Origin of the sequence: Hymenobacter siberiensis (assembly GCF_018967865.2) — a bacterium.
GTDB lineage: Bacteria > Bacteroidota > Bacteroidia > Cytophagales > Hymenobacteraceae > Hymenobacter > Hymenobacter siberiensis.
In genome coordinates this window covers 2325914-2338727 of sequence record NZ_JAHLZY020000001.1, presented here as the reverse complement: position 1 = coordinate 2338727, position 12814 = coordinate 2325914, and the positions used below count along the sequence as shown (strand labels likewise).

Annotated in this window: 11 protein-coding genes; 1 reads left to right on the top strand and 10 read right to left on the bottom strand. The window is 58.7% G+C overall.

The features are described from left to right. Positions 1–200: 200 nt before the first annotated feature. Positions 201–1448: an aminotransferase class I/II-fold pyridoxal phosphate-dependent enzyme gene (locus KQ659_RS10355; RefSeq protein ID WP_168672932.1), complete on the bottom strand. Its 1248-nt coding sequence runs from the start codon at positions 1446–1448 to the stop codon at positions 201–203. 346 nt (positions 1449–1794) lie between these two features. Here KQ659_RS10355 and accC point away from each other — a divergent pair, with 346 nt between their 5' ends. Beyond that, a complete protein-coding gene (gene accC, locus KQ659_RS10350; RefSeq protein ID WP_216688860.1) occupies positions 1795–3306 on the top strand; it encodes an acetyl-CoA carboxylase biotin carboxylase subunit in 1512 nt (503 codons plus the stop codon). A gap of 100 nt (positions 3307–3406) precedes the next feature. On the opposite strand, the gene KQ659_RS10345 is transcribed toward accC, so the two are convergent. From KQ659_RS10345 to KQ659_RS10305, 9 genes are all read right to left on the bottom strand, one after another. Further along, positions 3407–4519, bottom strand: coding sequence for an IS4 family transposase (locus tag KQ659_RS10345; RefSeq protein WP_216688119.1), 1113 nt, complete (start codon positions 4517–4519; stop codon positions 3407–3409). 206 nt (positions 4520–4725) lie between these two features. Beyond that, positions 4726–4953 (bottom strand): hypothetical protein, encoded by a 228-nt coding sequence (locus KQ659_RS10340; RefSeq protein ID WP_216688861.1) that lies wholly within the window; start codon positions 4951–4953, stop codon positions 4726–4728. A gap of 33 nt (positions 4954–4986) precedes the next feature. Next, positions 4987–5439 carry an RES family NAD+ phosphorylase gene (locus tag KQ659_RS10335; protein ID WP_216688862.1) on the bottom strand — a complete coding sequence of 151 codons (453 nt, stop codon included), beginning with the start codon at positions 5437–5439 and terminating at the stop codon, positions 4987–4989. Between the two features lie 52 nt (positions 5440–5491). Beyond that, entirely contained in the window at positions 5492–5935 is a 444-nt protein-coding gene (gene parS, locus KQ659_RS10330; protein WP_216688863.1) for a type II RES/Xre toxin-antitoxin system antitoxin, read from the bottom strand. 250 nt (positions 5936–6185) lie between these two features. Further along, entirely contained in the window at positions 6186–8582 is a 2397-nt protein-coding gene (locus KQ659_RS10325) for a YCF48-related protein (protein WP_216688864.1), read from the bottom strand. A 59-nt stretch (positions 8583–8641) separates the two neighbouring features. After that, entirely contained in the window at positions 8642–9361 is a 720-nt protein-coding gene (gene bshB1 / locus KQ659_RS10320; protein WP_216688865.1) for a bacillithiol biosynthesis deacetylase BshB1, read from the bottom strand. A 134-nt stretch (positions 9362–9495) separates the two neighbouring features. Continuing rightward, complete coding sequence (locus KQ659_RS21685) at positions 9496–10641, bottom strand: M23 family metallopeptidase (RefSeq protein ID WP_269808173.1); 1146 nt, start codon at positions 10639–10641, stop codon at positions 9496–9498. A 159-nt stretch (positions 10642–10800) separates the two neighbouring features. Further along, a complete protein-coding gene (gene trxB / locus KQ659_RS10310) occupies positions 10801–11736 on the bottom strand; it encodes a thioredoxin-disulfide reductase (protein ID WP_216688866.1) in 936 nt (311 codons plus the stop codon). 145 nt (positions 11737–11881) lie between these two features. Further along, a complete protein-coding gene (locus tag KQ659_RS10305) occupies positions 11882–12745 on the bottom strand; it encodes a sigma-70 family RNA polymerase sigma factor (protein ID WP_216688867.1) in 864 nt (287 codons plus the stop codon). Positions 12746–12814 lie beyond the last annotated feature (69 nt).

The following is a 12814-nucleotide window of genomic DNA, read 5'->3' as shown; positions in this document are numbered from 1 at the left end:
CCCTAATATACAGGGATTTCAAATGCAAGCAAGTTTTTCACTTTTTTTAAAACGCCCTTCCCGGCTTTCAAAGGCAGATTTCGCCAAAAAAAAGGCCGTTTGCGCAGATTGCGCAAACGGCCATGTCATTAGAATAGTCCAAAAAAAAGAACGCGGGCTACCTCTACAGGCAGCCCGCGTGGGTAGTTGGCAGTGCCGTTTTAAACTGCCTCCGGAATCGCAGTAGTACGGCTGTAGAGGCCCTTTTTGAGCTTATCGGCCACGGCGGTAAAGGCCACAATCGTTTCCTCCACATCCGCAAGCGTATGAGCGGCCGTGGGGATGATGCGCAGCATAATCACGCCCTTCGGCACCACCGGATACACCACTATAGAGCAGAAAATACCGTGATTCTCACGCAAATCCAGCGTTACCTGCGTTGCATCGGCCACGGTGCCCTCCAACAGCACGGGCGTTACCGGCGAGGTGGTCGTGCCCAGATTGAAGCCTTTTTCGCGCAAGCCGCTCTGCATGGCGCGCACAATGGTCCAGAGGTTTTCCTTGAGCTGCGGCTGGGTGCGCAGCAACTCCAACCGCTTTAGCGCACCCGCTACGAGGGGCATGGGGAGCGATTTGGCGAAAATCTGGCTGCGCATGTTGTAACGCAAATAGTCAATTACGCTTTCCGGCCCGGCCACGAACGCGCCGATGCTGGCCATGCTCTTAGCAAAGGTCGAAAAATAAAGGTCGATACCGTCCTGTACGCCCTGTTCTTCGCCCGTTCCGGCCCCTTTGGCGCCCATCGTGCCAAAGCCATGAGCATCGTCAACAAAGAGGCGGAAGTCGAATTTTTCCTTCAGTGCCACCACGCCGCGCAGGTCGCCCTGGTTGCCCGACATGCCGAATACGCCCTCGGTGATAACGAGAATGCCACCGCCGGTTTCATCGGTCAGGCGCTTGGCGCGCTCCAGCTGCTTTTCCAGGCTGGCCATGTTGTTGTGGTTGTACACAAAGCGCTTGCCGGCGTGGAGGCGCACCCCGTCGATGATGCAGGCATGCGACTCGGCGTCGTACACAATCACGTCGTGGCGATTCACCAGCGCATCGATGATGGACACCACGCCCTGATAGCCGAAGTTGAGCAGCGTGGCGGTGGGCTTCATCACTATCTCGGCCAGCTCGTCTTCCAGCTGCTCATGCAGCGTGGAGTTGCCGCTCATCATGCGCGCGCCCATGGGCAGGGCCATGCCGTAGTCGGCGGCCGCGTCGGCATCGGCCTTGCGCACCTCGGGGTGGTTGGCCAGCCCGAGGTAATTGTTCAGACTCCAGGTCAGCACTTCTTTGCCCCGGAAAATCATGCGAGGCTTAATTTCACCTTCCAGCTTGGGGAAAGCAAAGTAGCCGTGCGCATAGCTTGAATGCGAACCCAGAGGCCCACGGTTGGCCGAAACCCGGTCAAAAATATCCACTGAAAAAATGGTAATAGGGTGAGAAAAGGCGGGGGAACTGCCGCTTTGGGAATTACTATTGTTTTTACAACCCAAAACGAGGCTAACCACAAAGGTAACCACCGCTTCGCGGATGTATATAATTTGGGCTTAATAACCGCGTAATGGCCCGAGGGTTTGCCGGCGGGGCGTGGTTTCGCAGTTTCTTTGTGGGCGCTTTGCCTCGATTGCCCCTGTGGCCCGTCGTGCAGCGCCCCACGAAGCAGCTTCACGGCTTCGTTACCACCATTGAATTGCCAATGCGGCCGCGTTGCGCCAGCCGCGCTCAGCATAACTCTACTGATTGAATTGCTCCCCTCCCACCCACATGAAAAAAATCACCAAGCTGCTCGTCGCCAACCGGGGCGAAATCGCCCTCCGCGTCCTCCGTTCCGCCAAGGAAATGGGCATTGCCACCGTGGCCATCTACTCGGAGGCCGACCGCAATGCCCTGCACGTGCGCTACGCCGATGAGGCTGTATGCGTAGGCCCGCCCGCCTCGAAAGACAGCTACCTGCGCGGCGATAAAATCATTGAAGTCTGCAAGGAATTAGGGGTTGATGCCATTCACCCCGGCTACGGTTTCCTCTCCGAGAATGCCGGCTTTGCCCGCATGGTGCGCGCGGCAGGCTTGATTTTCGTGGGCCCCAGCCCCGAGGCCATGGAAATGATGGGCGACAAGCTCTCGGCCAAGCAAGCCGTGAAAGCCTACAACATCCCGCTGGTGCCCGGCACCGACGAAGCCATTTCGGACGTAGCCGCCGCCAAGGAGATTGCGAAGGAAGTCGGCTTTCCCATCCTAATCAAGGCCTCGGCCGGCGGCGGTGGCAAGGGCATGCGCATCGTGAACGGGGCCGATGAGTTCGAGGAGCAAATGCAGCTGGCCGTCAACGAGGCCGTGTCGGCCTTCGGCGACGGCGCGGTATTCATCGAGAAATTCGTGACCGGCCCCCGCCACATCGAAATTCAGGTTTTGGGGGATGAGCACGGCAACATCGTGCACCTGTTTGAGCGCGAATGCAGCATCCAGCGCCGCCACCAGAAGGTGATTGAGGAAGCGCCCTCGTCGGTGCTCACGCCCGAGCTGCGCGCCGAAATGGGCCGCTGCGCCGTGGACGTGGCCCGCGCCTGCAACTACGCGGGCGCCGGCACCGTGGAATTCCTGCTCGATGACCAGCGCAACTTCTACTTCCTGGAGATGAACACGCGCCTGCAGGTAGAGCACCCCGTGACCGAGCAAATCACCGGCCTCGACCTGGTGAAAGAGCAGATAAAAGTAGCCCAGGGCGAGCCCCTCGCCTTCTCGCAGGACGACCTCACCATTACCGGCCACGCCATGGAGCTGCGCGTGTACGCCGAAGACCCGCAAAACAACTTCCTGCCCGACATTGGAACCCTAACCACCTACGTGCGCCCCCAGGGCCCCGGCGTGCGCGTGGACGACGGCTTCGAGCAGGGCATGGAAATCCCAATTTACTACGACCCGATGATTGCCAAGCTGGTCACCTTCGGGGCCGACCGCGCCGAGGCCATCGCCCGCATGCTGCGTGCCATTGAGGAGTATAAAATCACCGGCATCGAAACTACGCTGCCCTTCGGAGCCTACGTAATGCGCCACCCCGCCTTCGTGAGCGGCGACTTCGATACCAACTTCATCAAGGACCATTTCTCCCCCACCGACCTCGCCCCCATCACGCCGGATGAAGCCACGGCCAAAGTAGCCGCCGCCCTGGGTGCGATGCTGCTCAGTGATAAGAAACCTAAAACAACTGCCGCAACTGGTGAAACTGGTGGCGCGGAGGTTTCGGGCTGGCGGCGGAACCGGTTGGGGGTGCGGTAACGCCCTCAATTTTAAAAGAAAAGGGAAGCATGGCTGACGCCGGGCTTCCCTTTTTTAGTGCGCCTCCAGCTTCGTTAAGCCGGAGTTGTTTAGAAATACTCTACCCTACTATTTTTAGTAATTGATTTTTAGCAAGTTGCCTCGTAATCCAGTTCAGTAGCGTTTCAACCAAGCGGGCCAATGGGTCCTCGGGCAGGGTCAGCGGGCGGGCGAGTTGGCGGAGCAGATTGAGGCCGTGGCGGCTCAGGCTGGCGGCCCGGTAGCCGTGGTTTTTGCGGGCAATGGGCTGGCGGCCGCCGTGGGCGGCCGCGCCCACGCCCAGACAAAACGCGTAGGCCAGGCTGACCAGGGCCACGAGCTTGCGCAGCTTTTGGAAACAGCGCAAGTGGGTGGCTTCCAGGTTAAAGCCCCGCCCTTTCAGATTTTGAAAGCATTGCTCAATCGTCCAGCGCTTGGCATAGAGTTGCTCGAGGTGGTTCAGACCGGCCGTGGCAAACAGGAAGACAAACGCGTCCGCCGCCACGGCCTTGACCCAGACCTGCCCCCAGACTCCGTCGACCTGCACGTGGGCGAAGCGGCGCACCTGCCCCGGCACCAGGCCCAGGTCGGCCACGGCCTGCCGCCGGCCGTCGGCGTGGGTCAGGCAGTGGTGCTTGGGCAGGCGCATGACAAAATTAAGCCCATTGTCTTTGAGCCACTTGAACCACGCATGGCCGACAAATTCCCGGTCGCCCACGACCAGGCCGATGCGGTCTTTGCCCAGCAAGGCCAGGCACTTTTCGAGCACCGCGATGCGGTCGGCGGCGTTGGAGTTGCCGCTGCGGTTGTCGAGCAGGTGCCAATAAAGGGGCACGTGGACCTCGCCCGTGCCGACGGTGACGAGCAGGATGTTCACTTGGCACTGGCCGAAGTCCCACTCCGTGCGGTCGAGGCATAAGCGCAGCTTGCCCTGCGCAGGCAACAAACTCAGTAAAATCCTGGCCACCAGTACGTAATTGAGGTCTACTTCGCGGAAAAAGTCCTGAATGCGCGTTTCGTTCGAGGCGGGCTTGGCCGCGTCATTGAGGTGCTGGGCCACCTCGCCGAATTGCACGTTGCGGCTCTTTATCAGGCCAAGAATAAACTGGCCCACAAACTTTTGGCGGGACAAGTGGCCCACAAACGGGGCCTGCTGCAAAAGCGTCGTAATTTTAGCGGCGAAGTGTTGCTTCACGGGGCAGAACGGGTTTTGGTGGTGTCGTAACCCCAAAGGTCGGGCTGCCCCGTTTTTGTACCTGAAAAATAGTAGGGTAGAGTTGTTTAGAAAGTCACAAAAGGTACTCAACCGGTCATGCAGCGCGCAGCATCTTGCTCGCATCGTTGAACGGGCCTGACGATGCGAGCAAGATGCTGCGCGCTGCATGACCGTTCGGGGACTTTCTAAACAGCTTCGCTGTCACCACCGATAGTATCCCAAAAGTATTTGCACGCTTCAGATTCGCTAGTAAAGATTTTCAAATTAGATTTCTGGCCCCTTTCGCTATAGTAAACCTCCCATCCACGAGTTGTTTTGCCAATAGTGTAGGTTTCGTTAGGTAAGCCACCATTTAGGTACCAGCCGCGAAACCTTCCTGCTATCAGTGCTTCTTCTAACGTTTTTAAATCCATTTATCGATAAGACAGTTGAAGTAGTCGGGTTCTTTACGCCTCTTTAATCCGAGGGTCAAACTCAAAGTCCTCCCAGCCCACGATATTCACCTGCCCAAAATCCGGGTGCTGGGTATTGAGCACGTAGTTGTGCTCGTGAGCGATGATGGAGGACGGCACCCGCAGCACGGCCGCCTTCTGGCGCTGGTACCAGGCTGCTCCCAAGGGCTGGCAGCGGGCGTAATGGCGCGGCAGCTGCCACTCGGTCGGCATCTGGTCCAGCGTCAGTTCTTCGACGGCTAACGTATCCGGCACCTCAATGCGGATGACTTTGAAGAGGCTGTTGAGGCCCTCGCCGCTGCGGTGCACCACGTTTTCGAGGCAGGCCAGGGCGCGGCTGCCGGCGGCGTAGATGACCAGCTGGCCGCGCAGGTTCCAGCGGCCGGGGTTGCCGGAAGCGACGAGCTCGCCGGCGTATTTGGCCAGGCAGATGCGGTAGATTTCCACTGGGATAAGTTAATCGAACGTCGTGCTTCGCGGGGCGCAGCATGACGTTCTGTTAGGCAAAATCCCCGTAAGCGATGCGGGCGACTTCGGCGGCCACTAGGTCGATACCGCCGCTCGTTTCGAGCAGGGCCAGCGGCGGCTGGTTGTCGAGGCCGTAGGCGGGCTTATCGAGCCAGCGGCGGAAGGCCGGCAGCGCACCAAAGGACTCTTCTCCCTGACGGGCCAGGGCCAGTAGTTTCAGGATTTGCTCGCTGGCGGCGGGGCCAAGGCGCTTTTTGCCCTCGCGGTAAGCGCGCAAGGTTTTGGTGGTGGTATGCAGGAGAGCAGCCAGCTCATCGGCGCTCAGCTTTAACAGCGAGGCCACGTCGAAAGCCGTTTTGGCCGGCACGCCGGTGCGGGCTTCCATCACGAGGGCGAAGGAATCGGCCACGGTGGCTTGCAGGCTCCGCAGGGCAGGCGAATAAATGGCGACGGGAGGAGTGGCAAAGGCAGCCATATGTATTGGGAATTAGTTCTTTCCTCAAATGTGGGAAATATTTCTTTATTAACGGGAAATATTTCCCATTAGTTTCCGACGGGGCAAGCCATTCTGCGCGAAAGCCCAGCTCAATATGCCCCAGTCATCAAGCTCTTGCCGATTTGATATCCATCCCGCTCTCACCTGCTATCAATGTGCCTGACAGACCTCGAAGTTCGCAACAGCCATTCATATGCGCCCACCACGCCGGCCGGGTATTTCTGGTTAGCTACAGCTTCATGATGCGGCGGCGGTACACTTTTTCGCCCAGACTGACGCGCAGCACATAGATACCGCTATGCACAGCGCGCAGGTCCAGCCCCGTGCCGGTGGCTTCGGCCACGCGGTTGCCTTGCAGCGAGAATAGCTCCAGGTGGGCAGTACCCTTGCCGCCCGAGGCCAGCACCCGCAGATAGCCGCTGGTGGGGTTGGGGTAGGCCGTCAGTTCAGGTTCGGGCAGAACGGGCGGTGCCGGGGTGGTAAAGCTCGATTCGGCGCTGTAATAGTAGGTGCCGTTGTGAAGGAACCGGATGCGCATACGGTAGGCTGTGGCGGGCAGCAGGCCACTGGGCACGCGGGCGCGCAGCGAGTCGCTGCCGTACCACAGGGCGGGGTAGGCCAAGGCCACTTGGCTGAAGCCGGGTACATTGGCCGGGCCAAACTCGAAGCGGGCACTATCAACAATACAGTTAGTGCTTGTGAGCGTGCCCGCCAGCACGGCGCTGCTGTCGGTGAGGGCCACCGGCGGCAGGGCTTCGGCCCGAAACGGCAGCGGACTGACAGCCAGTGAGCGCCGCACCAGCATGCCGTTGCCCCCGCCCAGCACCAGCGACTGCCCACCGTGGGTGTACCCCATCGCCTGCGAGCCCAGGTTACGCTCCCAAATCCAGGTACGGCCGCCATCGGCAGTGCGGAAAACAGAACCGGCATCGTCCTGCACGCAGCCATTGTCGCGGTCGACGAAGTGTAGGCGCAGGGTGTGGCCGGTTGAATACCCTCGCGAGCGGTTGATTTCGAGGGGCGTCCAGGTAGCGCCGCCGTCCGTGGTCTTGTACACCACGGCGTATTCATCGAGCACATACCCAACCTGCTGGTCGAGGAATTGCACGTCGCTCGGAGTGCCATATTGGTTAAGCCGAACGGGCTGCCAGGTCAGGCCACTATCGGAGGTTTTGAACAGGTCGCCGAAGGTGGTAGCAAAGCCGGTGGTGGCCGACACAAAGTTGAGCTTGCGAATGCCATGCGTATAGGTTCCGTTGAGCAGCTGCCACGTCTGGCCGCCATCGGTAGTGCGGGCAATAACGTACCCATTGCCATCGAGCCCGCCCGCGTAGCCTACTTGGGCGTTCACCATGCTCAGGGTTGAGACGACAGTAGTGCCGTAGTAGCGGGCTGGAACTGTGATGGTGGTCCAGGTTTGGCCGCCATCAACTGAGCGGGCGATGTTGCCATTCACCGCCAGCAACGTATTGGCGTCGAGGCAGGCCAGTTGGGTTCCCGCCATTTGGGAGCGCAGCGCCCAGTTATCGCCGCTGTCGGTGGTGCGCAGCAGGCCGCTGGTGCTCAGGGCATAGCCCAATGCCCCATTGCCCGGAAACGCGACTGCCTGAATATTGCCCATAAGCGGGCCAAGCGGCTGCCAGCTCTGGCCGCCATCGGTGGTGCGCATGATGGGGCCTTTGTTGCCCCGGCCGGTCACATAGCCCGTACTGGCCGAGGTGAAGCGGACGCTGCTCCAGTAGTTGCCGTTGATGAAGCCGGAGTTTGCAGCCGGACCGATAGCAGTCCAGGTCAGCCCTGCATTGGTGGTGGAGTAGATGGTTCCATAATCGCCCACCGCAAAGCCGGCCGTGGCCGACAGAAAGTGCATGTCGGCAATATCCTGCATACTATTCGATACCAGCGTCCAGGTCTGGCCGCCATCGGCGGTTCGCCACAGGTCGCTGTGCTCACGGTGCGCAAACCCCACCCGTGGCGAGATGAAGTGCAGCATGGTGATTTCGGAGGGAAAATAACTGACCTCCGACAGCTTGATCCAGGTGGCGCCGCCGTCGGTGGTTTTGTACACCTTCCCTCCCCACGAACCTAAAAACCCCACTTTCCCCGACACGAAAAAGCTGCTCAGCACCTGAACGCCGCTGCTTGATTCCTGCCAATGGCGGCCGCCATCAACGGAGCGACGCACGAGGCCGTTGTTCGTCAGCGCCACCACCGTATCAGCACTGATGGCGTGAAGCCGGGTGTAGTAGTTCTGTAACAAGGGCTGGCTATAGCCGCCATACTGCGGGGCCGTTTGCGGCGCGCCAGACACCCGCGCCCAGCTAGTGCCGCCGTCGGTGCTGCGCCACAGCACGCCGGGATGCGTGAGCAAATAGCCGATTCCATCCGGCGAAAAGTCCAGGTCAGCGGCATCGGGGTAGCGCTTCACTTCCTGCCAGGTGGCCCCGGCATCATCGGTGCGCAGCAGCGAACCAATTCCCTGGAGCACGAAGCCCCGGTTGGCGCTCACAAAGCGCACCACTTTCCCTGGATAAGTATTGGGCTTAGGGTTAAGCCATTGCCACTGGGCCGCAGCAGGCTGGAGGAATAAAAGCCAAAGAAAACCGGCGAGTAGAGTTGTTTTCATGGTGGGAATTTAACCTCAAATGTCCTTTCCACCATCATCCCCGGCCCATTGCGCCGCTGCTACAGCAAATCCCCTATCTCGCGCACGCCCACCGGCCGCGCTACCGTGAAGCCTTCGCCGAACTCGACGCCAATGATATGGCCAAATTCCCGCGCCCGCGCCTCCATAAACCGGCCAAAAGCCTGGCTGGAAAGGTAAGTTTGCGGGGCATCTAAATCCGGGTTGAAAAACTGGGTTTTGAAGGCTTGAATGGCCTCCCACTTCTTCTCCCAATAGGGCGTGATATCGACCACGAATGCGGGCGTCAGCTGACGGTCCTGGATGTAGTGATACACGTTTTTAGGCCGCCAGGCTTCCTGCGGCTGGCCATCATCACCGATGGTTTCAATCATGCGTAAACCGGCCAGAAAGCAGGCCTCCACGGCTAGTTGCGCAGCGCGGCCGTGGTCGGGATGCCGGTCAACAATGGCATTACAGAGCACTACCTCAGGCTGGTAGCGCCGGATGACGGCGATAAGCGGCAGCTGGTGCTCCCGGTCGTTGCGGAAGAAGCCATCGGCCATGCCCAGGTTTTCGCGGATGTCAATGCCCAGAATTTTATTGGAAGCAGCGGCTTCAGCCGCCCGAATGGCGGGCGTGCCGCGCGTGCCCAGCTCGCCCCGCGTGAAGTCGACAATGCCCACTTTCTTGCCGGCCGCCATGCTGGCCAGCAGCGTGCCAGTGCAGGACATTTCCACATCATCGGGATGCGCGCCGAGGGCTAAGACATCTAGTTTCATTACTGATTTACGCTAATTAAATTGATGCCGCTGATTACAGCATACGAATTGAAACGACCTCCTTCTATCCCCACAATTAGCTGCATCGCCAAAAGAAATCAGCAAAGTCACAGTTAGCCCACAAAACCCGCTATCTACTTGACCCGCAGCTTTTTGCCGAGCTGCAACGTTTTCAATCCCGGGTTCAGCTTTTTCAGGGTACTGACACGTACTCCGTACCGCTCAGCCACTTCCGACAGGGTATCGCCGGAGCGCACTTTGTGCGTAACCACCTGCCGGGCGCGCGAGGGCGCACTGCTGTGGCTTCCGCTGTGGCTTCCGCTGTGGCTTCCGCTGCTGCGATGCCCCACGGCCCGGCTGTAGTAGTTAAACAGGGCTGCGGTAATTGTAAAATTGTCCTTCCGTAGCTTGTAGCCGGGAAAGTCATACATCAGCACCGGGTTGATGGGGTTGCCTTGGTAGCGCACCTCAAAGTGCAGGTGCGAGCCCGTGCTGCGCCCTGTGCTGCCGCCGTAGCCAATAAGCTGGCCGGCTTTCACAAAGGTGCCCACCGTTACCAGCGCCTTGCTCAGGTGCCCGTACACGGTTTCGAGGCCGTTGTAGTGACGCACCAGAATGTAGTTGCCGTAGCCGCCGCCGTCCCAGGCCTGAATACGAACCACACCATCGAACACCGTTTTCACCGAGTCGCCGGTTTCCAGGTCCAGATCCATGCCGTAGTGCCAGCGGTAGCCCCGGAAGGCAAAGCCCGAGGTAACGGGCGTAGACAAAAGCGGCATTTTAGCGTAGCGCTGGCGGTTGGGGTCGGTGAGGTGCAGCCTCAGCGAGTCGCGGTAGCTGCGGCCGTCCACGCGGTACGGGTTCACGCGGTGCGTGTCCCAGATAGAATAGTAGCCGGCCACCTTCACCCACGACGAATCAATGAGCACTTCATCCGACATCTCCACGATTTCCTGGCCGCCTTCGTTCAGCGTCGTGGTGTCTTCGCTCACAATGCTGAGCTTTTTGGCCGGGTTGAAATAAATGGATTTCGCGGCGTCCGAATTATCGTCGGGGATTTCCTCAGTTTCGATAACCGTAGTAGTATCCGGCCGCACATAGCGCATGCGGGGCGTTTTGATGCGGAAAAAGTCTGATTTGCCGGTTGTACTGCCGGCTTTGGCCTTGGTGCGCGGAGCCTTTCGCTTCTGCGCCTGGGCCGGGCTCAGCCCCGCCAGCAGGCAAAGGAGCGCCAGCAGGAGCAGCGCCGGGCGCCAAAAAGTTGTTTTCAGGAAAGTCAAAAGCAGGTTTTTTTGCTTGATTACTGAACGTCATGCTCAATATTCTGCACATAAAAGCAGAGAGGAAGCACCTCTACCGCACAAGTAATTCAATCAACAGAATTTACTACTGCGGTAAAGATGCCTCACTGCATCCATCACGACGCCCAAAGAACGAATTTAGTGTATGCCCATGGCGGCCAGGTAGCGCTCGGCATCCAGTGCGGCCATGCAGCCGGTACCGGCGGCCGTCACGGCCTGGCGATAGGTGAAGTCCTGCACATCGCCGCAGGCAAAGATGCCATCCACGTTGGTTTTGCTGGTGCCGGGAATGGTTTTCAGGTAGCCCTGCTCATCGTGGTGCAGGTAGGGCTGGAAAATCTTGGAGTTTGGGTCGTGGCCAATGGCTATGAAGAAGCCGGTGAGCGCAATTTCGCGGGTTTCGTGGGTCAGCACGTTTTTCACGCGTACCCCTTCTACCGCGTGCTCGCCCAGAATCTCATCCGTCACGGTATCGAACAGCACCTCAATCTTGGGGTTGTCGAGCACGCGCTGCTGCATGATTTTTGAGGCTTTCATCTCGCTCTTGCGCACAATCATGGTCACCTTGCTGCACAGGTTGGCCAGGTAAGTAGCTTCTTCAGCGGCGGTATCACCCGCGCCCACAATGGCCACTTCCTGCCCGCGATAAAAGAACCCATCGCACACGGCGCAGGCCGAAACACCCGAGCCATTCAGCCGCGCTTCCGACGGGATGCCCAGCCACTTGGCCGAAGCGCCCGTGGCAATAATCACGGTATCGGCAGTCAACTCCAGGCTTTCGTCAATCGTAATTTTGCGTGGCGTCACCGAGAAGTCCACCGCCGTGGCAATGCCGTAGCGGATATCAGTTCCAAAGCGCGAGGCCTGCTTTTTCAGGTCCTCCATCATTTCCGGACCCATCACGCCATCGGCGTAGCCAGGAAAGTTCTCCACGTCATTCGTGATGGTGAGTTGCCCCCCCGGCTGTAAACCCATATACATAACGGGGGCCATATTGGCACGGGCGGCATAGATGGCGGCGGTGTAGCCGGCTGGGCCGGAGCCGATAATCAGGCATTTGATGTGTTCAGACATTGCATTGTGCGGTAAGTGTTGACTTGCCGTCTGTGAATGTGATTTTCAAAATAGAATTCTTACAGCAAGCCAAAGCGTGCCGCGCATGTTTTACAAAAAACCCCAACCTGACGGTCGGGGTTTTCCATTCTGCAAAACTAATTGATTAGCCCAGATAAGGCTTCAGCGCCTTCGAGCGCGACGTGTGCCGCAACCGACGAATCGCCTTCTCCTTAATCTGACGCACCCGCTCGCGGGTCAGGTTAAATTTCTCGCCGATTTCTTCCAATGTCAAAGCGGCTTCGCCGTTCAAACCGAAGTAGAGCGTAATCACGTCCGCTTCGCGCTTGGTGAGCGTGCTCAGGGCGCGCTGCACCTCCTTGCGGAGCGAGTCGTTCATCAGGGCCATGTCTGGCGAATCCTCGTCCTCGTTTTCGAGCACGTCGAGCAGGCGGTTTTCCTCACCTTGCACAAACGGAGCATCCACCGATACGTGGCGGCCCGAGATTTTCAGGGTATCCACTACTTCCGAAGTAGTCAGCTCCAAAACCTCGGCAATTTCCTCGGGCGAAGGCTCACGCTCGAATTTCTGCTCCAGCTCCGAGAAGGATTTACTGATTTTATTCAGCGAACCCACCCGGTTCAAGGGCAGACGCACGATGCGGCTCTGCTCAGCCAGGGCCTGCAGAATCGACTGGCGAATCCACCAAACGGCGTACGAGATAAATTTAAAGCCCCGGGTTTCGTCAAAGCGCTTGGCGGCTTTGATGAGACCGAGGTTGCCCTCGTTGATGAGGTCACCTAGGCTAAGACCTTGATTCTGATACTGTTTTGCAACCGACACAACAAAACGCAGATTGGCTTTAGTCAATTTTTCCAGTGCTTGCTGGTCCCCGTCGCGGATGCGCTGCGCAAGCGTCACCTCCTCATCGGGCGTGAGCAAATCAACCTTGCCAATCTCCTGGAGGTATTTATCCAGCGACTGGCTTTCGCGGTTGGTAATCTGCTTACTAATTTTTAGCTGTCTCATTGGGGACTAGGTAAGAACGATATCTGATGGGGTTATACGAAAGAAAAAGCCGTTCGGACAGTCCCCTAA